The sequence below is a fragment of the Bradyrhizobium sp. MV1.5 genome, assembly GCF_055807615.1.
Genome location: NZ_JBVVPL010000003.1, coordinates 69,428 through 96,261, shown reverse-complemented (window position 1 = coordinate 96,261; position 26,834 = coordinate 69,428). Strand labels below are relative to the sequence as shown.

General features: G+C 64.6%; 25 protein-coding genes and 1 pseudogene. 10 read left to right on the top strand and 16 right to left on the bottom strand.

Annotation, left to right across the window (positions count from 1 at the left end):
- Nucleotides 1–41: 41 nt before the first annotated feature.
- Nucleotides 42–1,946, bottom strand: coding sequence for a diguanylate cyclase (locus AC0L2J_RS04065; RefSeq protein WP_473387350.1), 1,905 nt, complete (start codon nucleotides 1,944–1,946; stop codon nucleotides 42–44).
- Nucleotides 1,947–2,353: 407 nt separating this feature from the next.
- Between AC0L2J_RS04065 and AC0L2J_RS04060 the strand changes: the two genes are divergently transcribed.
- Both AC0L2J_RS04060 and AC0L2J_RS04055 read left to right on the top strand, forming a co-directional pair.
- Nucleotides 2,354–3,037 carry a response regulator gene (locus AC0L2J_RS04060; RefSeq protein ID WP_007615353.1) on the top strand — a complete coding sequence of 228 codons (684 nt, stop codon included), beginning with the start codon at nucleotides 2,354–2,356 and terminating at the stop codon, nucleotides 3,035–3,037.
- The gene (locus AC0L2J_RS04055; protein ID WP_473387346.1) at nucleotides 3,034–4,971 is read left to right on the top strand and encodes a sensor histidine kinase; all 1,938 of its coding nucleotides are present in this window, start codon (nucleotides 3,034–3,036) and stop codon (nucleotides 4,969–4,971) included. Before AC0L2J_RS04060 ends, AC0L2J_RS04055 begins: the two co-directional genes overlap by 4 nt.
- Nucleotides 4,972–5,088: 117 nt before the next feature.
- On the opposite strand, the gene AC0L2J_RS04050 is transcribed toward AC0L2J_RS04055, so the two are convergent.
- Nucleotides 5,089–5,370, bottom strand: coding sequence for a hypothetical protein (locus tag AC0L2J_RS04050; RefSeq protein WP_007615357.1), 282 nt, complete (start codon nucleotides 5,368–5,370; stop codon nucleotides 5,089–5,091).
- A gap of 152 nt (nucleotides 5,371–5,522) precedes the next feature.
- Here AC0L2J_RS04050 and AC0L2J_RS04045 point away from each other — a divergent pair, with 152 nt between their 5' ends.
- Nucleotides 5,523–5,828 (top strand): cysteine rich repeat-containing protein, encoded by a 306-nt coding sequence (locus tag AC0L2J_RS04045; protein WP_231170997.1) that lies wholly within the window; start codon nucleotides 5,523–5,525, stop codon nucleotides 5,826–5,828.
- Nucleotides 5,829–5,926: 98 nt separating this feature from the next.
- On the opposite strand, the gene AC0L2J_RS04040 is transcribed toward AC0L2J_RS04045, so the two are convergent.
- From AC0L2J_RS04040 to AC0L2J_RS04025, 4 genes are all read right to left on the bottom strand, one after another.
- Nucleotides 5,927–6,637, bottom strand: coding sequence for a hypothetical protein (locus AC0L2J_RS04040; protein WP_473387343.1), 711 nt, complete (start codon nucleotides 6,635–6,637; stop codon nucleotides 5,927–5,929).
- Between the two features lie 102 nt (nucleotides 6,638–6,739).
- A complete protein-coding gene (locus AC0L2J_RS04035; RefSeq protein WP_007615364.1) occupies nucleotides 6,740–7,447 on the bottom strand; it encodes a hypothetical protein in 708 nt (235 codons plus the stop codon).
- A gap of 132 nt (nucleotides 7,448–7,579) precedes the next feature.
- Entirely contained in the window at nucleotides 7,580–7,828 is a 249-nt protein-coding gene (locus AC0L2J_RS04030; protein WP_007615367.1) for a hypothetical protein, read from the bottom strand.
- A 139-nt stretch (nucleotides 7,829–7,967) separates the two neighbouring features.
- Nucleotides 7,968–8,942: an NAD(P)H-dependent flavin oxidoreductase gene (locus AC0L2J_RS04025; protein WP_473247374.1), complete on the bottom strand. Its 975-nt coding sequence runs from the start codon at nucleotides 8,940–8,942 to the stop codon at nucleotides 7,968–7,970.
- A gap of 108 nt (nucleotides 8,943–9,050) precedes the next feature.
- Here AC0L2J_RS04025 and AC0L2J_RS04020 point away from each other — a divergent pair.
- Nucleotides 9,051–10,613: pseudogene (locus tag AC0L2J_RS04020) on the top strand (AMP-binding protein).
- 37 nt (nucleotides 10,614–10,650) lie between these two features.
- Here the strand turns inward: AC0L2J_RS04020 and AC0L2J_RS04015 are convergent.
- The 7 genes from AC0L2J_RS04015 to AC0L2J_RS03985 form a co-directional block, all read right to left on the bottom strand.
- Entirely contained in the window at nucleotides 10,651–11,424 is a 774-nt protein-coding gene (locus AC0L2J_RS04015) for a thioesterase family protein (protein ID WP_473387341.1), read from the bottom strand.
- A 42-nt stretch (nucleotides 11,425–11,466) separates the two neighbouring features.
- Nucleotides 11,467–12,435: an NAD(P)H-dependent flavin oxidoreductase gene (locus AC0L2J_RS04010; protein ID WP_473387338.1), complete on the bottom strand. Its 969-nt coding sequence runs from the start codon at nucleotides 12,433–12,435 to the stop codon at nucleotides 11,467–11,469.
- Nucleotides 12,436–12,584: 149 nt separating this feature from the next.
- The gene (locus tag AC0L2J_RS04005; RefSeq protein ID WP_063994130.1) at nucleotides 12,585–13,985 is read right to left on the bottom strand and encodes an aspartate ammonia-lyase; all 1,401 of its coding nucleotides are present in this window, start codon (nucleotides 13,983–13,985) and stop codon (nucleotides 12,585–12,587) included.
- 31 nt (nucleotides 13,986–14,016) lie between these two features.
- Entirely contained in the window at nucleotides 14,017–14,553 is a 537-nt protein-coding gene (locus tag AC0L2J_RS04000) for a hypothetical protein (protein ID WP_473387334.1), read from the bottom strand.
- Nucleotides 14,554–14,600: 47 nt separating this feature from the next.
- Complete coding sequence (locus AC0L2J_RS03995; protein WP_007615385.1) at nucleotides 14,601–15,203, bottom strand: YqaA family protein; 603 nt, start codon at nucleotides 15,201–15,203, stop codon at nucleotides 14,601–14,603.
- A gap of 45 nt (nucleotides 15,204–15,248) precedes the next feature.
- The gene (hisE, locus tag AC0L2J_RS03990) at nucleotides 15,249–15,653 is read right to left on the bottom strand and encodes a phosphoribosyl-ATP diphosphatase (RefSeq protein WP_007615386.1); all 405 of its coding nucleotides are present in this window, start codon (nucleotides 15,651–15,653) and stop codon (nucleotides 15,249–15,251) included.
- Nucleotides 15,654–15,770: 117 nt separating this feature from the next.
- On the bottom strand, nucleotides 15,771–16,127 hold the full coding sequence (locus AC0L2J_RS03985; RefSeq protein ID WP_007615387.1) for a hypothetical protein: 357 nt from the start codon (nucleotides 16,125–16,127) through the stop codon (nucleotides 15,771–15,773).
- A gap of 226 nt (nucleotides 16,128–16,353) precedes the next feature.
- Here AC0L2J_RS03985 and AC0L2J_RS03980 point away from each other — a divergent pair, with 226 nt between their 5' ends.
- The 6 genes from AC0L2J_RS03980 to AC0L2J_RS03955 all read left to right on the top strand — a co-directional run bounded on the left by AC0L2J_RS03980 (nucleotide 16,354) and on the right by AC0L2J_RS03955 (nucleotide 24,012).
- Nucleotides 16,354–17,400 (top strand): ABC transporter substrate-binding protein, encoded by a 1,047-nt coding sequence (locus AC0L2J_RS03980; RefSeq protein WP_473387332.1) that lies wholly within the window; start codon nucleotides 16,354–16,356, stop codon nucleotides 17,398–17,400.
- 89 nt (nucleotides 17,401–17,489) lie between these two features.
- Complete coding sequence (locus AC0L2J_RS03975; protein WP_007615389.1) at nucleotides 17,490–19,286, top strand: glucan ABC transporter ATP-binding protein/ permease; 1,797 nt, start codon at nucleotides 17,490–17,492, stop codon at nucleotides 19,284–19,286.
- 213 nt (nucleotides 19,287–19,499) lie between these two features.
- Nucleotides 19,500–20,960 carry a D-alanyl-D-alanine carboxypeptidase family protein gene (locus AC0L2J_RS03970; RefSeq protein WP_473387329.1) on the top strand — a complete coding sequence of 487 codons (1,461 nt, stop codon included), beginning with the start codon at nucleotides 19,500–19,502 and terminating at the stop codon, nucleotides 20,958–20,960.
- Nucleotides 20,961–21,151: 191 nt separating this feature from the next.
- On the top strand, nucleotides 21,152–22,837 hold the full coding sequence (locus AC0L2J_RS03965) for a long-chain-fatty-acid--CoA ligase (RefSeq protein ID WP_473247378.1): 1,686 nt from the start codon (nucleotides 21,152–21,154) through the stop codon (nucleotides 22,835–22,837).
- A gap of 15 nt (nucleotides 22,838–22,852) precedes the next feature.
- Nucleotides 22,853–23,407, top strand: a complete 555-nt coding sequence (locus AC0L2J_RS03960) for a DUF924 family protein (protein ID WP_473387327.1) — start codon at nucleotides 22,853–22,855, stop codon at nucleotides 23,405–23,407.
- A 119-nt stretch (nucleotides 23,408–23,526) separates the two neighbouring features.
- Complete coding sequence (locus AC0L2J_RS03955) at nucleotides 23,527–24,012, top strand: peroxiredoxin (RefSeq protein WP_027565673.1); 486 nt, start codon at nucleotides 23,527–23,529, stop codon at nucleotides 24,010–24,012.
- 156 nt (nucleotides 24,013–24,168) lie between these two features.
- Here AC0L2J_RS03955 and rnhA read toward each other — a convergent pair whose 3' ends face one another.
- The 3 genes from rnhA to ispH are packed head-to-tail and all read right to left on the bottom strand — an operon-like array spanning nucleotide 24,169 to nucleotide 26,588.
- Nucleotides 24,169–24,633 (bottom strand): ribonuclease HI, encoded by a 465-nt coding sequence (rnhA, locus tag AC0L2J_RS03950; protein WP_007615393.1) that lies wholly within the window; start codon nucleotides 24,631–24,633, stop codon nucleotides 24,169–24,171.
- Nucleotides 24,630–25,613 carry a homoserine kinase gene (locus AC0L2J_RS03945; RefSeq protein ID WP_473247382.1) on the bottom strand — a complete coding sequence of 328 codons (984 nt, stop codon included), beginning with the start codon at nucleotides 25,611–25,613 and terminating at the stop codon, nucleotides 24,630–24,632. Before AC0L2J_RS03945 ends, rnhA begins: the two co-directional genes overlap by 4 nt.
- A 6-nt stretch (nucleotides 25,614–25,619) precedes the next feature.
- Entirely contained in the window at nucleotides 25,620–26,588 is a 969-nt protein-coding gene (gene ispH, locus AC0L2J_RS03940; RefSeq protein WP_007597506.1) for a 4-hydroxy-3-methylbut-2-enyl diphosphate reductase, read from the bottom strand.
- Nucleotides 26,589–26,834: the final 246 nt, after the last annotated feature.

Here is a 26,834-nt window from a genome sequence, read left to right as displayed (position 1 = left end):
GCCACAGGGCGCGGCCTTGACCGGTCGAATGAGCGAAGCGCCTACGCGGCCTTGCTCTCGCTTTTGACTGAACGCACCGTTGCGAGTGCAGCGACGGCTTCGTCGCCGATCCGGTCGGCATCGGGCAGCGCGTGGTCAGGCCCTTCCACGCGGTTGCGGCCATTCTGCTTGGCGCGATAGAGTGCATCGTCGGCGACACGCAACAGTTCGGTAAAATTGCCGCCTGCCTCCGGGAAGCTGGCGACGCCGGCCGAGATCGTGACACGCGGCAGATGCCCCTCGGCATAGCGGATGGTGAGAGCCTCGATTTTGCCGCGCAACGCTTCTGCGCGCGCCACCGCTTCGTCCATGTCCGTGTTCGGCAGCAAGACGACGAACTCCTCGCCGCCGAAGCGACATGGCACGGCATCGTCGGCAAAGAGAGTCCGTAATATCTCGCCGACATGACGCAGCACGGCGTCGCCGGCATCGTGGCCGTGATTGTCGTTGAAGCTTTTGAAGTGGTCGACGTCGATGGTGAGGACGCTCAACGGGGTCTTGTGGCGCTCGGCACGCAGCAACTCCCGACGTGCCATCTCCAGCAAGTAACGGCGATTGTTCAGTCCCGTGAGCACATCGCGCACCGATTGGTCGCGCAAGCCCTCGCGCAGTTTCATGTTGGCGATGGCAATCGACAGATGTTCGGCGCAGGCATGCCCCAGCCGCGCCCGATCGGCAAAGCGCGCCTTGGCTTCCTCGGCCGTCTCCGACCGGTCGAACGTATATTCGAGGTGCAGCAGGCCGACAGTATCGCCATGGGCAACGATCGGAATGCAGCAATAGTTGTCGTTGACCCCGTCATGGACGTGATCGCAGTGAAACTCGATCTCGCTGGTGCCGTGCACATAGGCATGACCACGACGCAGGCTCCAGCAATCCTCGGGATGGATGCTCGCCGTGTGCGACTTGCCGTTCCACTCCGTCGCCACCTCCAGCACGTCGCGCGAATTGGCATAGATGAAGAGGCTGCCCTTGCATTCCGGCATCAGGCGGCCGAGCACCGATGAGATCATGTCGTAGAGCTCGGTTTCCGACTTGGCCGATTGCAGCCATTCGCTGAGCTCCGAGAGGGTGCGGGTGGCCGCGTTGAGGCGATCGTTCTCCACCAAGCTCTTCTTGAACACGGTCAGCGCGCGGGCCATCAGGCCCAGCTCGTTGCTGCGGTCGGCATACGGAATGTCGGCATCAAGATGCCCTTTCGCTATCAGCTCCATGCTGGAGGTGATGCGGTGAATGGGCGTGGAGACGTCGCGGATCACGAATATCAGCGTTGCAAGGCCGATCAGGACGGACACGCCGTTAACGGCCCAAAGGATCAGTGAATCGAACTTGCTCTCTGCGATCGCCTCGTCGATCGCAGCGTCGGCCTCCTGGTTGGCAAGCTTGATACCGTCGTTGATGAGGTCGACCACGCCCTGGAAGTGCGCCTCGGTCTCGACGTTCACGATTTCGGAGTAGCGTAGGCGGTCCTTTGCGAGTTCGGGATCGAGGATCAGCGCTTGGTACTTGCCATACTGCGTCCACTTGTTGGCGAACTGCTCAAAGATCAGCTTGAGCGCGCTGCCATCCTTCAGTGTCGCCTTGAGCGCCGCGATCCGCTGGTCGAGTGTCGCGATGCGGGCATTGAAGGCCCTCTCGACATCCGCGCGCTGCTCGGGGGTCGCGGTCAGAGCAATGCGGTAGGAGGCCGAGCGGACGCGGGCGACCAGGAGGTTGATCTCGCCCAACGCACGCAGCTTTGGCAGCCGATCGCGGCCGACAGCCTCGATCGTATCCTGGAGCGCGGTGAGCCGCATCTTGGTCATCGCCGAAACGCCGCCGAGAATCAGCAGGAGGAGAAAGACGGAGGTCAGCAGTGAGTTCTTGATCGAGACGCTCAGAGACTTCTCAGCCAATTTAAATGCCATGGTGCCAAACGCCTTCAATGAAAAATGCTGGCGGTGCGGGACCGCGAGACTTCACGCCCTGCCAGCGCATGGAACCTTGGCTCCAAATGTCGCCATTCGGTTAAGCCTTACGGCGCGGGTGTGTCGTCGCAATGCGCGGCTCGCAGGCATCAAGCGAACATTCGACCAGCAGAATCAAAGCGAAGCTTGCCTAATGGCAAACTGCGGGAGATTTGGCGGGCTGCTTGCGCATGTATCAGACTGGTTAACGAGCTTCTGCCATGGCTGGTTAATGGAGAATGGCTGACGCAGCTCTTACCTCCTTGGGGGACAAGCGTTCTGCCCCATGATTATGGGTGTCGCGGCGTCCGCACCGCGGCTAAGCTTGGCTTTGCGCCGCGGGGGACACGGGGTGCAGGACGATGATCATGACCGAACAGGGCGAGACGGGTGAAGCCATCACCATCCTCCTCGTCGAGGACGACGCGCCGACCTGCTGGCGGCTCCACGACGCGCTGGTCAAGGCCGGCTACGAGGTCCGCAGCGCCGGCACGCTCGCAGAGGCCCGCGCCGGACTCGGCGAGCAGGCGCCGCGCGTGCTGCTCACCGATCTGCGGTTGCCCGACGGCCACGGCGTCGAGCTGATCCGCGAGACGAGGCAACGCTTTCCCGACACCGAGATCATGGTGATCTCGGCGCTCGGGGACGAAGAGAGTGTGATCTCCGCGATCACGGTCGGCGCCACCGGCTATCTCCTGAAGGATGCGTTCCCCACCGATATCGCCACCACCGTGCGCGATCTGGTCGCCGGTCATTCGCCGATCTCGGCCTCGATCGCCCGCTTCATCGTGCGCAGAACACAAGGTACCGCGCAGAATGCGGCCGAGCCTCCGCCGGGTCCCGCGCTCAACACCGCAAGGCTCACCCCACGCGAGATCGACATCCTCTGGGGCATCGCCAAAGGTTTCAGCTACGCCGAGATCGCGAGCCATCTCGGCCTGTCCCGGCAGACGGTGCCCGGCCACATCAAGAACATCTATCGCAAGCTCGAGGTGCACACCCGCAGCGAAGCGGTGTTCGAAGCGGTGCAGCAGGGCCTGATCAAGCTGTGAGCGAGATCGCGGCGAAGGCACCGGTCAAACCCGCGCGGCGCCGGCTGCTGGTCTCGCGCCTCGTGCCCTATCTGCTGCTCCAGGCGCTGATAGTGGTCGCGACCATCCTCGGGCTGCGGCTGCTCCAGCCCAGCGACCCCGACGACTTTGCCCTGAGCGAATTCTCGCTGCGCGAGGACGGCGTCGCGCGTCCCGTGACGCTCCCGCATTTCACGTCGTCACGCTACTCGATGGCCGACCCGCCGCTCTACACCGGTGCCTTCACGTTCCGCCGCGGCGATGGGACGACCGGATGGTCGGTATTCCTGCCGCGCTTCAGCAACGCGGTGGAGGTCGCAGTCAACGGCGTCGTCATCCTGGATTCCCGACGCGATGCCAACGCCAACCGGCCCGACCGCAACACCCCGCAGATCGCGTCGATCCCGTCCTCGCTGCTGCGCGAGGGCGCGAACGAGATCACGGTACGGCTGTTGGTTTGGGGACCGCTCAAGGGCTTTCTGGACACCGTCTATGTCGGGCCGGATGCGGCCTTGCGGCCGGCCTTCGAGACACGCACGCTGATGTTCGTCACGTTGCCCGTGGTGTTCTCCGCCTGGCAATCGATCCTCGCCGTTATCCTGGCGATCATGTGGCTGATGCGCCGCCGCGAGCCGGTTTACGGCGTGCTGGCCGTGGCGATGGTCCTCGGCGTGGTGCAGGCCTTCGCGCTGCCACCGGTGCCCCCCGTCAACACGTCCCGGCTCGCCGCGGTGTTGCTCGCGTCCGCACCGATCGAGAGCGCCCTGGTCGTCGTCTTTGGCGTGCTGTTCTTCGGCTGGCGCTGGCCGCGTTACGGCATGCTGCTGTTCGCGCCGGGGCTCGTCGTGTTCATTGTCGGACTGATCGCCGGCCCGCCGCTGCCGCGCATTCTGTTTCTCCTGTTGGGGATTCCCACCGTTGGGCTCTGCCTGTTGCTGATGGCCTGCGTCACCGCCGCCGCGGTGGTGCGGCGGCAGGACGCGGCAAGCTTCACGCTCGGCTGCGCGGTGACCATCGTGCTGATCTGCTGGGTCCACGATATTCTGTCGGTGTTCGAGATCGTGACCGACGAGCGCATCTTCCTCTCGCGCCTGTCCTATTCGGCGATGCTGGTCGCGATCGGCGCCGGCTTGACCTGGCGGTTCGCGCGCGCGCTGAACCAGGTGGACAGCTTTGCCGACCAGCTCGTGACACGCGTACGCGAGGCAGAGGAGCGGCTGAAGGCGAGCTTTGCCCGCGAGGAGGAGCGTGCACGGGCAGCCGCGCTCGCCAATGAGCGCACGCGGCTGATGCGCGACCTGCATGACGGCCTCGGCGGCCAGCTCATCAGCATCGTGGCACTGTCCGAGCGCGGGCACGAGGGCGCGACCATCACCGACGCCGCCCGTGCGGCGCTGAAAGACCTCCGCCTCGTCATCGACTCCATGGACGACATCGGCGGCGACCTGATGCTTGCACTCGGCTCCTGGCGCGAGCGCACGACCGCGCAATTGCGACCGCATGACATCGCGCTCGACTGGAACGTGGCCACGCCGCAGGGGCTGCCGCTGCATCCCGAGCTCAGGCCATGGCATGTCATCCAGATCGTGCGCATCCTCGACGAGGCCGTGACCAATGCGGTCAAGCACGCAGAGGCCCGCCGCATCGCGGTCACCATCGAGACGGTCGACGAAGGTCAGGGACCGTACGGTGTGATCAAGGTCGCGGATGACGGCAAGGGCTTTGCGAACGGTTCTGCGCCGGTCGGCAGTGGCGGGGCCACCAACGCGAGCCAGACCGCGCGGGGCCTTCGCAACATGAGGAGCCGTGCCGCGCGCTGCGGGGCGATGCTCGATCTGAGCTCCAATTCCTCAGGCACGCGCGTGCGGCTGCAATTGCCGCAGATTTTCCCCGACAGCGGTGCCGCCGTCGGCTGAAAAGCCCCCTCTCCGAACGTATGGGGCGCGCGGAGAGAGGGACGGGCCGGATGATTTGCCTGCGGAAGACGGGGGGTTCGTCCGCAATGCTCCTTCGCCCGAACTCTTTCGTCTTTCTCAGCGCACGCCGACGCGATTGACCGGACCACCGCGATTCATCGGCGTGCCCGCGCGCACGCCGACACCGGGCGCACCGACCCCGGGTGTCGCGACCGCGACCGCGGCGGCCGGCGCAACCACCACTGCCGCTGTCGGCCGCACCACGCAGCCCTTGGGTATGCCGACCGTCTTGCAATAGACCACCGCCTGCGCCGGGCTCGTGCCCAGCGAAACCATCACCACGCCTGCCAGCGCCAAAATCGCCAGCCCGGCACTCAGCGCTCCCGCTCTTTTCGACATCTTGCTCTCCTGCTTCCCGTTCGGCGTCCCGATGCAATCACCGGGTCTCGCAGCCAACGTGCAGCCTGAATGACAAAAGACGGCGCGCTGATACATGCCATGAAAATGGGGGTACGGCGGCGGGGTGGACTGGCCGATGCCATGAACATGGCATGGACCTGCGCCCGGCGCTCGCGAGATGGTCCGGCCCGCTTGATCCCAGGCGGACCAACGACATCCCCAAGGAGGTGTTTATGAAGATTTCGATTCTTGCCGTGCTGCTGCTCGCCGCTACCGCCCAGACCGCCGCTGCGCAATCCGGTCCGACGCCGCAGGAGCAGATGACCTGCCGAAGCGACGCGAGCAAATTCTGCGCCGAACACATCGGCAAGCCACCGCAGATGAATGCCTGCCTGCGCGAGAACAAGTCGAAGCTTTCGGACGGCTGCCGCAAGGTCGTGGAGTCGCACGGCGGGTGAGTGGTCGCCGTCCACAGCACCGGCGCCAATGCCGTCAGGCCATAGACGTCGATGCGCCGGTTATAAGTCGGGCGAGCGCACGACGGCGAGGATGGACGCTAATCGTCATCGCCGAATAGCCTGATCTGCGGAAAGCCGCCGCGCGGCCCGCTCGGGACCTCGCGCGCATCGGCATCCTCACGGATGTTGCGCGCGACGTCGTCCCAATCGGTGCGGTCGCGCATCACACGCGGCTCGCGGGAATCGTAATGACGGCGCTCGGCCCAGCGCTCACGGCGCTCCATCCGGCGCCGTTCAGACGTGGCGCGCTTGACGTCAGAATCCCTGGCCTTGGCATAGGCGTTGTCCGACGAGGATGACGGCTCTGTCGATGCTTGTCGCTCGGCAGGCTTTGCGACTTGCGGAGGCGACGCCGGTGGCGGTTTCGGGGGCTCCACCGCGGCCGCTCGCGAAGGCTGTTGCGCTGGCGGTGCGCTGGCCTGAGTGGTCTGCGTGTCGGCCTTCACCGCTTCGGACTTTGCCTCAGGCGTGGACTCGGCCTTGGCATCGGATTTGGCTTCGGCCTGCGCTGGCGCGGCGAGCATGGCGCCGAAGGCTTGCGAGCCGGTGAGATATTGCAGGCGCTCGGATGGCGCGTCCGTCGTGGCGGGCTTGGCGTCAGCGCGCTGCGCGATCTTGCTGGTATCAGGCCCCTGCTTGGGCGATACCGGATTCATGATATTGCCGGCGACAATGCCGCCGCCGAGACCAATGGCGATGGCTGCGACGATGGTTCCTGCACCGACGAAATAGGCTGTCGAGGCGCGCATTGGTCCACTCCCTCTTTGGAGCGGGCAACGCTTGTCGATTGCCTGATGTTCCCGATACAGGCGCAGTTCCGGGAGGAACTTGGTTCGGAAGGAACTTGCGCGTCAGATCTGCTGCGCGACCTTCTCGAGCCCGATGATGCGGGCGAGCTTGCGCACTTCCTCTTTCTGGTCGTCCCGCAGCTGGAACAGCAGCGGCATCGCGGCCGACTTCAGCTGCTGGACCTCGTCGCAATTGGGATCGATCGGCACGCCCTGCACGTGCGGATTGGACAGCTTGTTGGCCGATATCTTGCGGACAACGTTGCGCAGCGCGGTTTCGACCGAGGGCCAGTAATATTCCTGCGACGACGACAACTTCAGACGGTCCCTGATGCCCGCGATCTGCACGTCGGACAGCAGCGAATAGGATTTCTGCGGCTGCGGCTTGGCGACGACCTTCGGCTTGGCCGGGACTTCGACCGCGGGAATCTCTGCAGCGGCCGGAGCCTCGTTCACGCTCGCCTTGGGCATCGGGAAATCGGATGGCGTGGCGGCGGCAAACGCCTGGCGCAGCGGCTCGGTCAACACGGGCATTTGCGAGAGCTTGTCGGCCGGAACCTGGACCGGGTCGATGGCGGCCGAGGCTAGCGCCAGCGTCGGAACCAGACGGTCGGCCTTGGCCGCCCGGTTGGTTGCAAGCGGCTTAGGCGGGGTCTGCGAGATCATCTCAGCGCTGACGCTGGGCACGCTGTCGCGGCCGAGAATGGCGGTGGTGGCGGCGCCGAGGACGAGGAAGCAGGTCAGCACGACGATGGTGATGGCTTTCGACAAACGTCTCTCCGCAACCGGCTTCAAGTCCACGTGATCACTGCCCGGAAACTGGGCGAAAATTAAGGCTTAACCGTGCCATCGCGGCGGCAATCGCGCGGACTGCGGCGACATTACCTGGAAAGCTCAACAAAATCAGGCCGCTAGCGCCAGATCGTAAGCGTCCTGGATGTCGGCCACGATCTCCGAGGCTTCCCAGACTCCACGCGGCTCGACCGATTGCAGCGCCACCGTCCAATTGCCGCCCCGGCGGGTGCGGGGGACGCTGACGATGTCGAAGCGCACGTTGCGGCACAGCGGATGGCGGGCCAGCGCATGGGCCACGCGAATGCGAATTTCGTCCAGCGAAGCCGCCGTCTTGGCGTTGAGAAAGTCGAAGTCCATCGCCTGTCCCTCTCGGTCCTGATTGGCGCCTGAGGGGGATTCTGGGTGATCGATGGTTAATCTGCCGTTAAGTGACGGCTTCTAAGGAGCGCTCGATTAACTGCGATGGAGGCGACGGGCGCTGTCAGTCTCCGCGTTTTTACGGGGAGAGGCGGCCACCCGCCTCTCGATACTCGGCGACCGTCCGCGCGACGAGATCGTTGACCTCCATCACTTCGGTCACACCCGATATCGAATGCCCGCCGCTCCAGATATCGCGCCAGCGCTTGGGGCGGCTCTCGCGCGCGTTGACGTCGATGTCCTTGCCGATGTCGATGGCACCGCGCGCCGGCAGATCGTCGGGGTCGAGACCGGCCGCGGCGATCGACGGTTTGAGCATGCTGGTCTGCAGGCCCGTGAACGCGGTGGTCAGCAAGATGTCGTCCGCGCTGCCGTCGACCAGCATTTGCTTGTGACGCTCATCCGCCATGCTCTCGCGCGTCGCGATGAACTTCGTGCCCATGTAGCCGAGATCGCAGCCGAGCACTTCGGCCGCGCGCAATGCGTGGCCGTCGCTGATGCCCCCCGCGAGCACGATGATGCCGTCGTAGAACGCGCGCACCGCGCGGACGAAGGCGAACGGGTTGAGCCAGCCGGTCTGCCCGCCCGCGCCCGCAGTAAGCAGCACGAGCCCGTCGGCACCTGCTTCCGCCGCGCGTTCGGCGTGGCGGATCGAGGCAACATCCGCAAGCACCAATGTGCCGGCGTCGTGCAGCGGCTTGAGCACCGGCGCGGGCGAGCCGACCGAGGTGATGACGATCTCCGGCCTGTGGTGCAGCAATACGGCGAGATCCTGCTCCAGCCGTGCATTGGAGCGGTGCACGATCAGATTTGGGCACAGCGGCGCGGCCTTGCGGCCGGTTTGATCTTCATTCAGCAGCAGCCGCGCTTCGATGTCGGTGAGCCATTCATCGAGTTGTTCGGTGCTGCGGCAATTCACGGTGGGGAAGCTGCCGATCACGCCGTTGCGGCAGGCCGCGACCATGAGCTCGACGCCCGACACCAGAAACATCGGCGCGGCAATCAGCGGCAGGGCGAGACGACCGTGGAAATGTTGCAGCCGGTCTGACGTCACGCATGCCTCCCTCGCGCGGGCTTAGTCGTTCCATCCCGCATGCCCTGTGCTAGCGTCGCGGTAAACATTGGCACGCCAGAAGCCGATGACAAAGCAGCGAGGAAACATATGTCCGATCCGCTCCATGCATCGTCCCCGACTTGCGCGCAGGCGCTGCGGGCGCTGTCGCGCTATCCGGGCCGAACCGCGTTCGCGTGGCCGGGCGGATCGCTGAGCTATCAGGGCACCACCGACCTGATCGGGCGCATCCAGGGCGTGTTCATGCGGCTTGGATTGCAGCCCGGCGCGCGGGTCGCTTTCCTCACGGCGAACCGCGCCGACACCTGGTGCGCCGGCGTCGCCGCGCAATTGTCGCGGCTCTGCGTCACCTGGCTGCATCCTTTGGGATCGCGGGGAGACCAGATGTTCCAGCTCGAGGATGCCGAGGCCGAGGTGCTGGTGGTCGATGCGGCCGCTTTCCGCGATCGCGGCGGCGAACTCGCCGCACAGGCGGGCTGGCTCAAGGCGGTCTTCACCATGGGACCGGCCGAGTATGGCGTCGACCTCTTGCAGGCGATCGAAATCGAAGGCCATGCCAGCGCGCATTGCCTCGCCGGCCCCGACGATCTCTCCACGCTGAATTACACAGGTGGCACGACCGGAAAATCGAAGGGCGCGTTGCGCTACCACCGCGAAAATGCCGGGGCCGCGGCCGCGATCCTTGCCGACTTCGAGATCCCCGATGGCGCGCGCTACCTCGCGGTAGCACCGATCAGCCATGTCGCCGGCACGAAGGTGCTGCCAACCTTGATGCGCGGTGGCACCGTACACATGCTGAAGGGTTTTGATCCCGAGGCGGTGCTGGCGACGATCGCGCGCGAGCGCATCAACTTCACGCTGTTCGTGCCGACCATGATCTATGTTCTGCTCGATCATCCCGCATTGAGCAGGACCGATCTCTCCTCGCTCGAGCTGGTGCTCTACGGCGCCTCCGCGATGTCGCCGAGCCGCCTGATCGAGGGCATCGAGCGCATCGGGCCGGTGTTCTCGCAGCTCTACGGCCAGACCGAATGCTATCCAATCTCGGTGCTGCGCAAGGCGGATCACGATCCCAACAGGCCGGAGCTGTTCCTGTCATGCGGTTTCCCGATCGCGGCGTGCGAGGTCAAGATCCTCGACGACAACGATCAGGAGGTGAACACGGGCGAAGCCGGTGAGATCTGCGTGCGCGCCCCGCACGCAATGGCGGAGTACTGGAAGCGGCCGGACATCACCGCCGAGACGCTGAAGAACGGCTGGGTGCACACTGGCGACATCGCTCGCAAGGACGATCGCGGCTACATGTTCATTCTTGACCGCAAGAAGGACATGATCGTCTCCGGCGGCTTCAACATCTTTCCGCGCGAGGTCGAGGACGTGCTGTCGCAGCATGCGGACGTAGCCATGGTCGCGGTCGTCGGCATCCCCGACGAGAAATGAGGTGAGGCCGTTACCGCCGTCGTCGTGCCGCGTGAGGGCGCTAAGCCCGACGCCGACGAGCTGATCAACATGGTGAGGACGCGAAAGGGCTCGGCTCACGCGCCCAAGCAGATCAAGTTCGTCAGGCACTTGCCGATGACCGGCGTCGGCAAGGTCGACAAGAAAGTGCTGCGCGCGGAATTCTGGAGCGGGCGGGACCGTATGGTGGGGTAGTTCCTGCCCGGGACGGCACGCAGTCTCACGCCGCCCCTCACCGCTTCTCGATCACCAGGCTCTGCACGGCGCGGCCGAAATAGCCCTGCCGGTCGGCGATCCGCGACATCGCAAGCCCGGCGCCATCGGGACCGATCCAGGAATCACCGTCGAGCAGGATCCATTCGCCGACCGGCTGGCGCGCAAAGCTCACTGTGAGGTCAGCGTTGATGTAGGTCCAGGCGCGGAAATCGAGCGACGAGGCGGTGCCGTTGGAAAAATCGGCCGCGACCACGGCGCGCATCGCCTGCGAGAGCGGTTCGCCTGCGATCAGGGGATGGTCGACGCGAAACCAGATCGCGCCGGCGCCGGCTTGGCCGAAGCGGCCGCGCGCGGCGCGCATCGACACCGATCGCACGAACGGGCTGGTGGCGGCATGACCGTCCTCGAGCAGCGAGTCCTCCGGCGACGGCAGCGTAACCGGGAGTGGCTTGATGTTCTCGGGCAGCGTCAGCGCCTGGCGCTTGATCTTGAGCACGGTGGCGCCGACCACCTGTACGCCGTCGGCGAGCAGCTTGACCTCGCAGAGCTGGATCTTGCGGCCCTCGCGCAAGATCTCGGTCGCGATCGTGAGTGGTGCCACCGGCACCGGGCGCATCAGGTCGATGGTGACGCGCGCGATGTCCATTGCAACTGGCGTCGGAATGCGCTCAGCCGCCCACGTCACCAGCGAGGCCGGCGCCGAACCGTGCTGCATACGCCGGTCCCACGGCCCCGCGGCCTCCGGGCTGGTGACGACGCTGTCGCCGTCGACGCGGTAGATGGGGATCATCGTTTCTCCGTGGTGCATGTGCGGAGTTCAGCACGACTAAGCTCACAGTGGCGGATCGACCGCCTCGTCGTATTCCTTCTTGAAGCTCGCGATCATTTCGGCGGCGGGCACGATGCCGTCGATGCTGCCGACGCCCTGGCCCGAACCCCAGATTTCCTTCCAGGCTTTTGGCTTGGCGCGCTCGCCGGAGGCGTCGGTGCCGAAGTTCATCTTGGAGGGATCGGACGTCGGCAGGTTCTCCGGATCCATACCGGCGGCGAGAATCGACGGCTTCAGATAGTTGCCGTGCACGCCGGTGAACAGGTTGGAATAGACGATGTCGTCGGCCGTCGCGCCCGCGATCATCTCCTTGTACTTCTCGACCGCATTGGCTTCCTTGGTGGCGATGAAGGCCGAGCCGATATAGGCAAAGTCGGCGCCGAGAATGCGCGCGGCGCGGATCGCCTTGCCGTTGCCGATCGCGCCCGACAGCGCGATCGGGCCGTCGAACCATTTTCGTGTCTCGGCAACGAACGCCAACGGTGAGATCGTGCCGGCATGGCCGCCGGCGCCCGCCGCGACCAGGATCAGGCCGTCGGCGCCCTTCTCGATCGCCTTGTGCGCGAATTTCTGGTTGATCACATCGTGGAAGACGATGCCGCCCCAGCCGTGCACGGCCTGGTTCAGCTCCTCGCGTGCGCCGAGCGAGGAGATGATCATTGGCACCTTGTACTTGGCGCAAAGCTGCATGTCGTGATCGAGCCGGTTGTTCGACTTGTGCACGATCTGGTTGACCGCGAATGGCGCCGACGGCTTGTCCGGATGCGCGCGGTCATAGGCCGCGAGCTCTTCGGTGATGCGCGCCAGCCACTCGTCGAGCAGCTCCGGCGGCCGCGCGTTCAGCGACGGAAACGAGCCGACCACGCCCGCCTTGCACTGTGCGATCACGAGATCGGGCACCGAGATGATGAAGAGCGGCGACCCGATCACGGGGATCGACAGGCGTCCCCTAAACAAGGCAGGCATGGACATTGCGAGACGATCCTCTGTTGGCGGTCACATCGACGTTGGGAGCCATACCAACAAGGCAATCTTTCCACTGTCAAGTATTGCGTTTTGGCGCGGCGGACGACGCCGTTACCGCAATTCCAACGGACGGAATTCAGCGCGGACCGACGACATCACGCAAGTAAATCCGGATTGATCAACCGCTCGAACGAGAACATCTCGTCCCATTTTTCCTGTGTCAACAGCTTGCGTTCGACCACGACGATCTGGTGCAGCGACTTGCCGCTCTTGTAGCCCTCGCGCGCGATCTCGGCGCATTGCTTGTAGCCGAGCAGCGGCTTCAGCACCGTTACGATACCGAGCGAATTCAGCACCATGTTTCGGGTGTGCTCCTCGTTGGCAGTGATGCCCACGACGCAATTCTCGCGCAGGCTATTGACCGCGCGCTCCATGGTGCGAATCGAGAAGAACAGCGCGAACGAGATCACCGGCTCCATCACGTTGAGCTGGAGCTGACCCGCGGACGCCGCGAGCGTCACGGTGGTGTCGAGCCCGATGACGAGGAAGCTGGTCTGGTTGACGACCTCGGGAATGACGGGATTGACCTTGCCCGGCATGATCGACGAGCCCGGCTGGAGCTGCGGCAGGTTGATCTCGTTGAAGCCGGCACGCGGGCCCGAGGCGAGCAGGCGGATGTCGTTGCAGATCTTCGTCAGCTTGCTCGCGGTGCGCTTGAGGACGCCGGAGAGCTGCACATAGGCGCCCGTATCCGACGTCGCCTCGACGAGGTCGCCCGCAAGGATGAAGTCGACGCCGGTGAGCGCGCTCAAATGCCGGACCGCGAGCTTGGGATAGCCGTGCGCCGCGGTGACGGAGGTGCCGATCGCGGTCGCCCCGAGATTGATCTCGCGCAGCAGCGCCCGTGCCTCGGAGATGCGATCGACCTCCTCGCCCATGGTGGTGCCCCAGCCGCGGAATTCGGCTCCGAGCGACATCGGCACGGCGTCCTGGAGATGTGTGCGGCCCATCTTCAGCACGCGCTCGAACTCCCTGCCCTTGGCGAAGAACGCCTCCTGGAGTTGGCGCAGCGCCGTCATGTAGCTCTCCAGCCGCAGGATCAGCGCCAGCCGAAAGGCGGTCGGATAGGTGTCGTTGGTCGACTGGCCGTAATTGACGTGATCGTTGGGGCTGACGTGCTGGTAGTCGCCCTTCGCAAAGCCGAGCGATTCCAGCGCGAGATTGGCGATCACCTCGTTGGCGTTCATGTTGGTGGAGGTGCCGGCCCCGCCCTGGATGAAGTCGGTGACGAACTGGTCCATCATATCGCCGGCGATGACGCGATCGCAGCCCACGATGATGGCTTCCGCGACTTTGGCGTCCAGCGCGCCGAGATCGCGGTTGGCCATGGCGGCGGCCTTCTTGACGTAACCAAGCGCCTTCACGAAGTAAGGCTCCTGGTTCATCGGAATGCCGGTGATGTGGAAGTTCTCCTTCCCGCGGATGGTCTGGACGCCGTAATAGATGTCGTCGGCGATCTCACGCTGTCCGAGGAAGTCCTGCTCCGTGCGGCTCATGGGCGCTCCTTGCTTAGCTCGCGCGGCGTCCTCAGTTCTGGCACAGCGCGCTGGTGACGAAGGTATCGGTGCGGCAGTCATCCGGTTTGCGTTGCCTGCCCGGAATCAGAACCTTGGCCGAGCACTTTTCCGCGGAGTCGGCATTCAGGCTCTTGCCTTCCGTGTAGCCCTTGCTCTGGCAGAGTTTGTCGGCGGCGAGCTTGCAGTCGGGCGCGCCGTTCGACGAGGCCGGACAGGCCACGCGTCCCGACACCATGGTCGATGGCTTCGCCAGGCGCGACAAATCGTTCATGGTCTCGCTCGGGCTTTTGATCGACGGCAGGATCGAGGGCAGCTTGTCGAAAAGCTTGCCCATTTCGTTGATCAGCCCGGGATTTTCCTCATGCGCCGGCGGCGACGAAGGAGCTGTCGAGGGCGCCGGTGCGGCCTGCGGTCCTTGCTCCTGCAAGCCGAGCGCCGGCGGCGCGGATTGCGGCCATCCGCTACCGCCGGCAGCGAGCAGGATCGACAGCACCGAAAATATCAGCGTGCCCAGCCGCAGGACCGGATTGCCGGATCGAAGCATCATGACGGCAACCGTAGCCGAACGAGGCGCGGCGGCAAAGCGCCTTCGGGTTAGATCAATTTGATTGCGACGACAAAGCCGAGCACGAGCACCGCGGCGCCGATTGCCACCACCAGTCCGAGATGCTTCTCGATCTTGATCCGGATCCAGTCGCCGTAGCGGTTGAGCAGGATCGCCACGATAAAGAAGCGCCCGCCACGCGCCACGATCGAGCACAGGATGAAGAGCCCGATATTGTAGCCGGCAAAGCCGGACGTGATGGTCACGAGCTTGTAGGGGATCGGTGTCAGGCCCTTGAGCAGGATGATCACGGCGCCCCATTCGGCATAGGAGGCGCGGAAGGCGTCGACCTTGCCACCGAGGCCATAGACCTCGATCAGCCAATGGCCGACCGAGTCGAAGAGCAGCGCACCAATGGCGTAGCCCAACAGGCCACCTAGCACCGACGTCGCAGTGCAGATCGCCGCATAGACCCAGGCGCGCTGCGGACGCGCCAGTGACATCGGGATCAGCATCACGTCCGGGGGGACGGGAAAGAAGGAGCTTTCAGCGAAAGCCACGGCGCCCATGATCCAGAGCGCGTAAGGCTTGTGAGCGGCGTCGATGCACCAGTCGTAGATACGTTTCAGCATGGCGCCGCGATGAAGCACCATGGGACGGATTTGTCCATGCCGAGATGGGACCGATTTGTACCAATACTAGTGGCGCTTGCGCGCGGTGCGGCCTTCGAGCGCGACGATAGGCCGCCTGGCGGCGACCCGCGGTGACGCAACTTTGGGCAGCTTCATCGCCGACTTCGGCAGCTTCTCGGCGATGCCGAGCATGTCTTCACGCCGCGCCATCTCGCGCCAGACGTCTTCGGGGCGTACGCCGGCCGAGGCCCAGAGCACGGTCAGATTGTAGAGTAGATCGGCGCTTTCCCGGATCACGGCTTCGCTATCGCCGTTGACCGCGTCGATAACGACCTCGATCGCCTCTTCGGCCAGCTTCTTCGCCATTTTGGATGGACCGCGCTGAAACAGCCGCGCGGTGCGCGATGTTGCCGGATCAAGATCCCTGGCCGCGAGCACAGCCAGATATAGCCGCTCAAGCGAATCACTCATGGTACGCAAACTACTCGAAACACATTGTAAGCGTGTTAACACACGGCAATAAAAGCAGAAAACAGGCCGCCGCGGCAAGCGCGACAGCCTGTTGGTCGGTGGCCCAGGGCGGATCGGTCAATAGCAACTGTAGCCGGAATAGCCGTGGGCGCAAACGTTGTTGTACCCACCATAGCGCTCTTGCGGATAGCCCGGGCCGTAGTAGTAGCCGGGGTTGCTGTAGTAGACCGGGCCGCCGCCGTAATAATAGCCCGGACCGCTGTCATAGGCGTAGGCGTTACGGCTTGCGGCGATCGCAAGACCGGTACCGACGATGCCGGCAAAGGCTGCGGCGGCCGCGGCTCCGCCGCCACCGCCATGCCAGTGACGGCCGCCTGCTTGTGAAGCGGTCGGGGTCATTGCGGTCAGCGCCAGCACCGCGGCGGAAGCGAGAACGGCCTTGCGGCCGGCAAATCTCGAAAATCTGTCGAACATTGTCTGGACCCTCCTTGGGACCCGAATGGTGCCTGACGACAGGCTCATGCCTTTCAAACACCCACATCCCATGTTGGGTTCCCCAAGCTAAACACAAGCTGAACGGGGTTGCGTGATCGTGACGCAACCGCCGCTCATCCGCCGTTCATGTTGGCGCGGACAAGCTTGTCGCCAGCCGGCGCTCCGAGCGTCACCAAGCCATCACAACACCGGACCGGCGCGACTGATGTTCGAATTCACGACAACCGCTCTTCGCGGCCTGCTCGCCGCTGCAATCTCGCTTGCCTCGCTGACGGCGCGCGATGTCTCGGCGGCCGAAACCCCCGCGCCTTCCATTGCGATCCACTTCACCTTCGACCGCCCGATCGATGCGAGCATGGCGCCGTTCTTTCTTGCCGCAAAGGACGGCAGCTTCGGCGCCGAACGTCTCAACGTCTCCTTCAGCAGCGCGGCCGGATCGCCGGAGGCGCTTGCGCGCGTCGCCAAGGGCGATAGCGAGCTCGGGCTCGTAGACATCAACGAGCTGATCCGCTTCCGCGACAAGGATGCGACACCGGTCAGGGCGGTATTCGTGCTGTTCAACCGCGCGCCCTACGCGATCGTCGCCCGCAGGAGCCGCGGCATCCACCTCCTGCCCGACCTGGACGGCAAGACCGTCGGCGTTGCCGATAGCGATCTGTCGATGCGGCTGTGGCTGGCACTGGCGCAGCAGAACGGCATCGACACGGCTCACGTGAAATTCCACAAGATCAGCGCCGCGGTGCGCGAGCCGATCCTCTCCGCGGGACAGGTCGATGCCGTCGCCGGCTTCAGCTATCTCTCGGCAGTGAACCTGCGCGACCGCGGCGTACCAGGCGGTGATCTCGTCGCGCTTCGCTATGCCGATTATGGTTGCGAGGCCTATGGCTTTGCCGTCGTGGTCAACCCGGCCTTCGCCGCGTCCAAGCCGGACACCGTGAAAGGATTCATCCGCGCATTGATCGCCGGCATCAACGCGACCGTCAAGGACCCCGCGCGTGCGGCGGACGAGGCCGCGAGCCGCATCGACGGCGGCGACCGCGATCTTGAGCTGGAGCGCCTGCGCACCGTCCTCGTCGACAACATCCTGACCGACGAGGTCCGTCGCAACGGCCTCGGCGACATCGACCCGGCGCGCATGGACCGCTCGATCGACCAGATCGGGCAGGATTTCAAATTCCGCAAACGGCCGGTGGCGGGCGACATCTTCGACGGCGGGTTCTTGCCGCCAGTCGCAGGGCGGCTGATCAACTGAGCAAAACCGACAGCTTCCGCTATATCTCACAGGCGATCCCTGATTAGAGTATGCGCTCACTCCGTTCCAGCCGCCCGAGCTCCTCGCCGATGCCCATTCTCCGCCTCTACACCCGCGTTCTCGAGCTGCTCGGCAAGGAGGCACGGCTGGGCTGGCTGCTCGCGGTCGTCAATCTCCTGCTTGCGGGCTCGCAATTCGCCGAGCCGGTGCTGTTCGGCCGGATCGTCGACGTGCTCTCCGGCAAAACGGTCGCAGGCTCCAACTCGGCCTGGCCGTTCCTGGTTGCATGGGTCGCGTTCGGGCTGTTCACCATCGCCTGCAGCGCGCTCGTGGCGTTGCAGGCCGACCGTCTCTCCCACCGCCAGCGGCAGGCGGTCCTGACGGACTATTTCGAGCACATCCTGCAACTGCCGCTGACCTTCCATTCCGGCACCCATTCGGGCCGGCTGATGAAGGTCATGCTCAACGGCACCGATGCATTGTGGCGGCTGTGGCTGGGCTTCTTCCGCGAGCATTTTGCCGCCATCCTCTCGGTCGTGGTGCTGCTGCCGCTGTCGCTCTACCTGAACTGGCGGCTTGCAATCCTGCTGTTCGTGCTCTGCATCGTCTTCACCGCGCTGACCACCTTCGTGGTGCGCAGAACCTTCGGCATGCAGATGGAAGTGGAGGAGCACTACAGCGAGCTCTCCGCGCGCGCGTCCGACGCCCTTGGCAACGTCGCGCTGGTGCAGAGTTTCGTCCGCGTCGAATCCGAGGTGAAGGGCCTGCGCTCCGTCGCCGACCAGTTGCTAGCGGCGCAAATGCCGGTGCTGTCGTGGTGGGCACTCGTCACCGTCATCACGCGCGCCTCCACCACGATCACCGTGCTCGCGATCTTCACTTTCGGCATCGCGCTGCACGACCAGGGGCTGACCTCGGTCGGCGACATCGTGATGTTCGTGAGCTTCGCGACGCTTCTGATCCAGAAGTTGGAGCAGGTCGTGAGCTTCATCAACAACGTGTTCATGGAAGCCCCGCGCCTGCGCGAGTTCTTCAACGTGCTCGATGCGGTGCCTGCGGTGCACGACCGGCACGACGCGATCGATGCGGGTCGGCTCTCCGGCCTCGTCGAATTCAACGACGTCACCTTCTCCTATGACGGCAAGCGGCCGGCGGTCGAGGACCTCTCCTTCACCGCGCTTCCCGGCCAGACCATCGCGCTGGTCGGCGCAACCGGTGCCGGCAAGTCGACCGCGATTGCGCTGCTGCACCGCGCGTTCGATCCGCAGTCCGGCTTCATCAGGATCGACGGCATGGACGTACGCGGGATCACGCTGACATCGTTGCGGCGGAACATCGGCGTGGTCTTTCAGGAGGCGTTGCTGTTCAACCGCTCGATCGCGGAGAATTTGCGCGTCGGCAAGCCGGACGCCACCGAGGCCGAGATGCGCAAGGCGGCGGAGCGCGCGCAAGCGCTCGAATTCATCGAGCGCAGCGGCGGCTTCGAGACCAATGCTGGCGAGCGCGGCCGCATGCTGTCCGGCGGGGAGCGCCAGCGGCTGTCGATCGCGCGTGCACTGCTGAAGGATCCGCCGATCCTGATCCTGGACGAGGCGACCAGCGCACTCGACGCCGTCACCGAGGCCAAGGTGAATACCGCTCTCGACGAAGTGATGAAAGGCCGCACCACCTTCGTGATCGCCCACCGTCTCTCCACCATCCGCAATGCCACGCGGATCCTGGTGTTCGAGAACGGGCGTGTGATCGAAAGCGGAACTTTCGACGAACTCGTGGCCAAAGGCGGCCATTTCGCCGACCTCGCCAGGGCCCAGTTCATGGTTCAGGAGAACGCACGGGCCAGCGTGACAGCGGCCGAGGCTGCCGCGACGGCCGCCAAGTCGCCTTAGCAGTCGCGTTGGCAAGTCGCCTTGGCAAGTCCCCATAGTACCGTCGAAATTCGGCCCATTTCATTGCGGAATACCCCGCTGATGCCCCTATTCCCGACGCACGAGCCGGTATAGGTTTGCGGCGCCGCAAGCGGCGGCGCTGGATTCAGAACCGAACATCAGATCACGAGAGCCGACCGGAACCGGCGGGTCTCCAAGGACCGGAATCGGATAGTGCACGCTCTTCGCCCGCTGCTTCGTCAATCCCTGTTCAACCTGCTCGCCGCGGCACTCGCATGCGGCGCATTGCTCGCGCCGCGCGCGGCGAGCGCGGAAGCGCTGCTCCTGATCGAGGCCGATAGCGGCAAGGTGTTGCAGGCGGAAAACGCGACCATTCCCTGGTATCCGGCTTCCGTCACCAAGATCATGACCGCCTATGTGACGCTGAAGGCGGTCAAGGACGGCAAGCTCACACTCGACACACTGCTCACGGTGTCGCCGACGGCAGCCTCGCAGTCGCCTTCGAAGATGGGGTTTCGCCCGGGAACGCAGCTTACCGTCGACAACGCGCTCAAGATGATGATGGTGAAGTCGGCGAACGATATGGCCGTCGTGCTTGCCGAAGGCGTCGGCGGTTCGATCGACGGTTTCTCGGCGCTGATGAACGACACCGCGCAGAAGCTCGGCATGACGCAGACGAGCTACGTCAATCCGAACGGCCTGCCCGCCGACGGACAGATCACCTCCGCGCGGGATCTCGGCATTCTGGCGCGCTCGTTCCTGCGCGATCTGCCCGAGTACGAGTACTTCGTGCACATTCCGGCAATCCGCTTCGGCAAGCGCGTCACCGGCAATTTCAACAAACTGATCGGCCGCTATCCCGGCGCCGACGGTTTCAAGACCGGCTTCATCTGCGCCTCCGGCTACAACCTGGTCGCATCGGCCACCCGCAACGGCCGCCGGCTGATCGCCGTCGTGCTGGGCGCCAGCTCCGGGACGGCGCGCGCGGTGAAGGCGGCGCAGCTGCTGGAGCGCGGCTTCTCGCAAGACAATCTCACCTGGCTCCGCCCCTCGCTCGGCACCGTCGACAGGCTGGTGCCGGTCGACGCCTCGCCGCCGAACCTGCGAGACGACATGTGCGGCGGCCATCGCAAGCGGCCGGCCAGCGACGATGACGACGCGCTGATCGCGACCAATGGCGGCACGTCCGGATCGGCCTCGGCCACCGGCGGCGAAGCCCAGGTCACCTTCTTCACGGCCGGGCTGCAGCCGCCCCTGGTGAAAGCCTCCGAGCTGATGGCCTCGGCCCCGGCGGCGGCCGAGCCCGTGCTGGTCTATACCGGTCCGACCCGCACCGGGACCGCCCTGATCGCGGCGGTCGCGGCCGATGCCGACCAGCAGGCCACGCCAAAGCCGCGTGGCAAGAAGTCGCGCGTCGCCAAAAAGCCCGACGCGGCAGACAAGCCAGCAGACAAGCCGAAGGATACCAAGACGGCGGCGGCGAAGCCCGATGCCAAGCCGGCGGCTGCCGCAAAGCCGGCCGACGGCAAGTCCGCAGCCAAGCCGGCTGGCAACAAGCATGCCGCAGCCAAGCCCGATGCAGTGGCAAAGCCCACGGTGAGCGGCGAGCCAGCGGCCAAGCCCGCCAAGCCCAAGGCCGCGACCAAGCCCGCCAAGCCGGCCAACAACAGTTAAGGGCCGACGCGAGGCGAGACCCGCGCCGCGCTTCGCAGTTGCGGCAGCGCCATTTGCGAGGATTCCGGTAGCCACTCCCTGACGTTTGTCTTAAGCCTCGACCGCTTGCCACCCGTTCCGGCAGGCTCGATACTGACGGCAATGAGGCAAGCCCGAGACACAACGGGCTCTGGTCAATGAGGGGAGTTTCCATGGAGCGCATCTGGCTTAAGCAATATCCGCCCGGCGTCCCCGCCGACATCGAGCCGACGCAATATTCATCGCTGGTCGACCTCCTGGAGGAGAGCTTCGCCAAGTTCGCCGACCGCAAGGCGTTCATCTGCATGGACAAGTCAATCAGCTATCGCGACCTCGACCAGATGTCGCTGGCGATGGCGTCCTACCTGCAAGGGCGGGGCCTGCAACGCGGCGCCCGCGTCGCGATCATGATGCCGAACGTGCTGCAATATCCGGTCGCGACCGCGGCCGTGCTGCGCGCCGGTTTCGCGGTGGTCAATGTCAATCCGCTCTACACGCCGCGCGAGCTCGAGCACCAGCTCAAGGATTCCGGCGCCGAAGCCATCATCGTGCTGGAGAATTTCGCCCACACCGTCGAGCAGGTGATCGCGAAGACGCAAGTCAAGCACGTCATCGTCGGCAGCATGGGCGACCTGCTCGGCTTCAAGGGCGTGATCGTCAATCTGGTCGTCCGCCGCGTCAAGAAAATGGTGCCGGCCTGGTCGCTGCCGGGCGCGGTGTCCTTCAACGACGCGATCTCCGCCGGCCGCGGCATGATGTTCAACAAGCCCAAGCTGTCGCCCGGCGACGTCGCCTTCCTGCAATATACCGGCGGCACCACCGGCGTGTCCAAGGGGGCCACCCTGCTTCATCGCAACATCGTCGCCAACGTCTTGCAGAACGACGCCTGGCTGCAGCCGGCGATGGCCGCGCCGCCGCATGTCGATCAACTCATGGTCGTCTGCGCGCTGCCGCTCTATCATATCTTCGCGCTGACGGCCTGTTACCTGCTCGCGGTGCGCGCCGGCGGCTGCAATCTCCTGATCCCCAATCCACGCGACATCCCGGGCTTCATCAAGGAATTGGCGAAGTACCAAGTCAACAACTTCCCGGCCGTGAACACGCTCTACAACGGCTTGATGCATCATCCCGACTTCAAGAAGCTCGACTTCTCCAAGCTGAAGATCTCGAACGGTGGTGGCATGGCGGTGCAGCGCCCCGTCGCCGAGCAGTGGAAGGCCATCACGGGCTGCTCCATCGCCGAAGGCTACGGCCTGTCGGAGACATCTCCGACGCTGACCTGCAACACCACGACCAATCCGGAGTTCAACGGCACCATCGGCATCCCCGTGCCCTCGACCTGGATCTCCATCCGCGACGACGACGGCAACGAGGTGCCGCTCGGCCAGCCCGGCGAGATCTGCGCCAAGGGCCCGCAGGTGATGTCGGGCTACTGGAACAGGCCGGAGGAGACCGCCAAGGTGATGACCGCGGACGGCTATTTCCGCACCGGCGACATCGGCATCATGGACGAGAAGGGATACACCAAGATCGTCGACCGCAAGAAGGACATGATCCTGGTCTCCGGCTTCAACGTCTATCCGAACGAGGTCGAGGAAGTGATCGCGAGCAACCCGGGGGTGCTCGAATGCGCCGTCATCGGCATTCCCGATTCCAAGTCGGGAGAGGCCGTGAAGGCGTTCGTGGTCAAGAAGGACCCGAACCTCACGGCGGAGGCCCTGGTCAAGTTCTGCCAGGAGCAGCTGACGGGCTACAAGGTGCCCAAGCACATCGAATTCCGCACCGACCTGCCCAAGACCAATGTCGGCAAGATTCTGCGCCGGCAGCTGCGCGACGAGAAGAAGGCGGAGGCGGCGTAAGCGCCTCTTCGGTCCATGACTGATTTCGGCAACATCAGCCCGGCCGGCATCCTCGCCTTCTGGCGCGAGGCCGGCCGCGATGCCTGGTACGAGCGTAACGACGCATTCGACGCGGAGGTCAGGCGCCGCTTTCTTACGCTGTGGCAGAAGGCGGTCGCTGGCGAGCTCTCGTCATGGGAGGCGACCGACGAGGGCGCACTCGCGCTCGTCATCGTGCTCGACCAGTTTCCGCGCAACATGTTTCGGGGCACGTCGCAGGCCTTTGCCAGCGACGCGTCGGCGCGCGACGTCGCCCGCCGCGCAATCGAGAGGGGCACGGATCGCAGGATTGATCCCATCCTGGTCGAATTCCTCTATTTGCCCTTCATGCATTCCGAGCACCTGCCCGACCAATTGCACTGCGTCGCGCTGTTTCAGAACACCGAGAATGCCGAAAACCTGAAATACGCGCGTGAGCACGCCGATATCATCCGGCGGTTTGGCCGCTTCCCCCATCGCAACCGCCTGCTCGGCCGCGACACCACGGCGGACGAGCAGGCCTTCCTCGACGGCGGCGGGTTCGCCGGCTGATGACATCACGGTGAAGCATCCCGCCCTCACCGCTTCCCGGGTCACTATCCTTGCCGGCAATATTGTGCAGGCCCGCCGCACGGTCTAAAAAGCGGGACCGATTTTCAGGGAGACTGACGATGGCGATCCAGACTGGCGACAAGCTGCCCGAAGCGAAATTCCGCGTGATGACGGCCGAAGGTCCGCAGGTGAAGACCACCGACGATATCTTCAAGGGCAAGAAAGTAGCGCTGTTCGCGGTGCCGGGCGCCTATACCGGGACCTGCCACAAGATGCATCTGCCGAGCATCTTCCTCAACGCCTACGCCCTGAAGGACAAGGGCGTCGACACCATCGCCATCGTCTCCGTCAACGACGCCTTCGTCATGAACGCGTGGAAGCGCGACACCGACCAGCGCGACGAAGCCATTTTCCTGGCCGACGGCAATGCCGACTTCGCCAAGGCGATCGGCATGGAACTCGACGCCTCCGGCAATGGTCTCGGCATCCGCTCCAAGCGCTATTCGATGCTGGTCGAGGACGGCGTGGTCAAGAAGCTGAACCTCGAGGCGATGCCGGGTAAGGTCGAAGTGTCCGGCGGCGATACGCTGCTCGGGCAGCTGTAAGCGGCGACCGCTTTCAGCCACAAACGACACTGTCATGTCCCGCGAAAGCGGGGCATCCAGTATTCCAGAGACAGTTTGTTGTAAAATCGAGAGGCCGCCGCGCCCGGTCAAGCCGGGCGATGACGGCGGAACATGAGGAAGCAGCGAGGATCCGCGCTACTCCGCCACCCGCTGCTGCAACCGCGCCTTCACGATCCCGTCGCGCGCGAGCTGATCGGCGCGTTCGTTCTCGGGATGCCCTGCGTGGCCCTTGACCCAGTGCCACCGCACGTCATGAGCCTTCAGCGCGGCATCGAGGCGCTGCCATAGCTCGACATTCTTCACCGGCTTCTTGTCCGCGGTGCGCCAGCCGTTGCGCTTCCAGCCGTGGATCCAGCCGGTGATGCCCTGACGGACATATTGGCTGTCGGTGTAGAGATCGACGGTGCACGGCTTCTTCAGCGCTTCCAACGCTGAGATCGCCGCCATCAATTCCATCTGGTTGTTGGTGGTGTGGCGCTCGCCACCGTTCAGTTCTTTTTCCTTGTCGCCGAACTTCAGAATCGCGCCCCAGCCGCCGGGCCCCGGATTTCCCGAGCAGGCGCCGTCGGTGTAGATCGTGACAATCGGGAGCTCGCTCACGCCACCAGCCCCGACGGCGACAGCCCGTAGTCGCGCACGCTGGAAACGCTCTGATGGAAGCGCAGCTTGCGGACATATTCCAACGGATCCTTCGGCTTGACCAGCGCGCCGGGCGGAACGTTGAGCCAGTCGACCAGCCGCGTCAGCAGGAAGCGCATCGCAGCGCCGCGCGCGAGCAGCGGCAGCGCGGCCTCTTCCGCCTCGGACAGCTTTCTCACGCGGCCATAGGCATTGAGGAAGGCCCGCGCCTTGGTGACGTTGAAGGAATGATCCGGCTCGAAGCACCAGGCGTTGAGGCAGATCGCAACATCATAAGCCAGCATATCATTGCAGGCGAAAGTGAAGTCGATGATCCCGGAGAGCTTGTCGCCCAGGAAGAAGACGTTGTCGTTGAACAGGTCGGCGTGGATCACGCCTTCGGGCAGCTGCGTCGGCCAGACCCCGCTCTCGAGGTAATCGAGCTCGTGGCTCAGGAACGCGCGCAGGCCGGGCTGCACCTCGTCGGCCCGCTGTGACGCGGCATCGAACAGCGGCCGCCAGCCCGGGACCGACAGCGCGTTCGCACGCCTGATCGCGAAATTCGCGCCGGCCAGATGCATCCTGGCGAGCCCCTCGCCGACGCCGGCGCAATGGGCCGCGTTCGGCTTGCGCGGCCAGACGCCTTCGAGAAAGGTGATGATCGCGGCCGGCCGGCCCGACAGCTCGCGCAGCGCCTCGCCGTCCGTTCCCTTCACCGGCAGCGGGCAGTTGACGCCGTGCTCGGCCAGATGCGTCATCAGCGCGAGGAAGAACGGCAGATCGTTCTTCGCCACGCGCTTCTCATAGAGCGTGAGGATGAACGATCCCTTGGTCGTATGCAGCAGGAAGTTGGAATTTTCAACGCCCTCGGCGATGCCCTTGTAGGAGAGCAACTCGCCGAGATCGTATTGGTTGAGGAAGTCCGCAAGCTCGTCGGCGGCAACGTCGGTGTAGACCGCCATGGAGGTCTACTCGGCGGCGGCTTCGGGGCGCACCTGGCGCGGCAGCGGGAAGAACTCGTTTTCTTCCGCAGCCGAGACCGTCTCCACATGCAGTGTGAAGCGCTCGGCGAACGCGTCCATAATCTCCTCGACGATCACTTCCGGTGCCGAGGCGCCCGCGGTGATGCCGAGGCTGGTGATGTTCTCGAACCGCTTCCAGTCGATTTCGGTGGCGCGCTGCGCCAGCACGGCGATCGGGCAGCCCTCACGCTCGGCGACTTCGCGCAGGCGCTGCGAGTTCGACGAGTTCGGCGCACCGACCACGATCAAGGCGTCGACCACCGGCGCCACCTTCTTCACCGCGAGCTGGCGGTTGGTGGTGGCGTAGCAGATGTCTTCCTTGTGCGGCCCGTTGATGTTCGGGAAGCGCTCCTTCAGGAGCGCCACGATCTCCGCGGTGTCGTCGATCGACAACGTGGTCTGGGTCACGAAGGCGAGGTTGTTCGGGTCCTTCGGGGCGATGGTCTTGGCGTCCTCGGCGGTCTCGATCAGGGTCACGGCGCCCGTCGGGAGCTGGCCGAGCGTGCCCACCACCTCCGGATGATGGGAATGGCCGATCAGGAAGATCTCGCGGCCGCGCTTGAAATGGATTGCGGCCTCGCGGTGGACCTTGGTGACCAGCGGGCAGGTCGCATCCAGCGAGAACAAGTTGCGGGACGTGGCGTCGGCCGGAACCGATTTCGGCACGCCATGGGCCGAGAATACCACCGGCGCGGTGGTGTTTTCCGGGATCTCGGCGAGTTCCTCGACGAAGATCGCGCCCTTCTTCTTCAACCCATCGACGACGTATTTATTGTGCACAATCTCATGGCGAACATAGACGGGGGCACCGTATTTATCGAGCGCCCGTTCCACGGTGTCGATCGCCCGGACCACCCCGGCGCAGAAGCCACGGGGAGAACAAAGCACGATCTTGAGGTCTGGTTTGGCTGACATTGAGCGATCTCGGGACCGAATCACCTCGCCAAATGGGCGGGCAGCGGTCGATGGATGAATAGGGCTTGGGTACGGTCTTACAGGGACTTCAGAGGGAATTGGGCCCCCTTTCGGGCGCTGTCAAGGCACTATCTATAGCAGAACCATTGCGTGGCTACCCCCTCCGGGCTTATATAGCCCGAATTCCCAGTCATCGCTGATGACCACCGGTTTCGCCTCCAAAGGGGTGGGCGAAGCACAAAGGAG

What these genes read in the sequence shown, in the direction of transcription:
- AC0L2J_RS03980 (WP_473387332.1), top strand. Translation starts at nt 16,354, where the DNA reads ATGTTCGAATTCACGACAACCGCTCTTCGCGGCCTGCTCGCCGCTGCA.
- AC0L2J_RS04030 (WP_007615367.1), bottom strand. Translation starts at nt 7,828, where the DNA reads ATGGACTTCGACTTTCTCAACGCCAAGACGGCGGCTTCGCTGGACGAA.
- AC0L2J_RS04065 (WP_473387350.1), bottom strand. Translation starts at nt 1,946, where the DNA reads ATGGCATTTAAATTGGCTGAGAAGTCTCTGAGCGTCTCGATCAAGAAC.
- AC0L2J_RS04005 (WP_063994130.1), bottom strand. Translation starts at nt 13,985, where the DNA reads ATGAGCCGCACGGAGCAGGACTTCCTCGGACAGCGTGAGATCGCCGAC.
- hisE (WP_007615386.1), bottom strand. Translation starts at nt 15,653, where the DNA reads ATGAGTGATTCGCTTGAGCGGCTATATCTGGCTGTGCTCGCGGCCAGG.
- AC0L2J_RS03985 (WP_007615387.1), bottom strand. Translation starts at nt 16,127, where the DNA reads ATGTTCGACAGATTTTCGAGATTTGCCGGCCGCAAGGCCGTTCTCGCT.
- ispH (WP_007597506.1), bottom strand. Translation starts at nt 26,588, where the DNA reads ATGTCAGCCAAACCAGACCTCAAGATCGTGCTTTGTTCTCCCCGTGGC.
- AC0L2J_RS04050 (WP_007615357.1), bottom strand. Translation starts at nt 5,370, where the DNA reads ATGTCGAAAAGAGCGGGAGCGCTGAGTGCCGGGCTGGCGATTTTGGCG.
- AC0L2J_RS04010 (WP_473387338.1), bottom strand. Translation starts at nt 12,435, where the DNA reads ATGTCCATGCCTGCCTTGTTTAGGGGACGCCTGTCGATCCCCGTGATC.
- AC0L2J_RS04040 (WP_473387343.1), bottom strand. Translation starts at nt 6,637, where the DNA reads ATGCGCGCCTCGACAGCCTATTTCGTCGGTGCAGGAACCATCGTCGCA.
- AC0L2J_RS03960 (WP_473387327.1), top strand. Translation starts at nt 22,853, where the DNA reads ATGACTGATTTCGGCAACATCAGCCCGGCCGGCATCCTCGCCTTCTGG.
- AC0L2J_RS03965 (WP_473247378.1), top strand. Translation starts at nt 21,152, where the DNA reads ATGGAGCGCATCTGGCTTAAGCAATATCCGCCCGGCGTCCCCGCCGAC.
- AC0L2J_RS03955 (WP_027565673.1), top strand. Translation starts at nt 23,527, where the DNA reads ATGGCGATCCAGACTGGCGACAAGCTGCCCGAAGCGAAATTCCGCGTG.
- AC0L2J_RS03995 (WP_007615385.1), bottom strand. Translation starts at nt 15,203, where the DNA reads ATGGTGCTTCATCGCGGCGCCATGCTGAAACGTATCTACGACTGGTGC.
- AC0L2J_RS04000 (WP_473387334.1), bottom strand. Translation starts at nt 14,553, where the DNA reads ATGATGCTTCGATCCGGCAATCCGGTCCTGCGGCTGGGCACGCTGATA.
- AC0L2J_RS04060 (WP_007615353.1), top strand. Translation starts at nt 2,354, where the DNA reads ATGACCGAACAGGGCGAGACGGGTGAAGCCATCACCATCCTCCTCGTC.
- AC0L2J_RS03945 (WP_473247382.1), bottom strand. Translation starts at nt 25,613, where the DNA reads ATGGCGGTCTACACCGACGTTGCCGCCGACGAGCTTGCGGACTTCCTC.
- AC0L2J_RS04045 (WP_231170997.1), top strand. Translation starts at nt 5,523, where the DNA reads ATGGACCTGCGCCCGGCGCTCGCGAGATGGTCCGGCCCGCTTGATCCC.
- AC0L2J_RS03975 (WP_007615389.1), top strand. Translation starts at nt 17,490, where the DNA reads ATGCCCATTCTCCGCCTCTACACCCGCGTTCTCGAGCTGCTCGGCAAG.
- AC0L2J_RS04015 (WP_473387341.1), bottom strand. Translation starts at nt 11,424, where the DNA reads ATGATCCCCATCTACCGCGTCGACGGCGACAGCGTCGTCACCAGCCCG.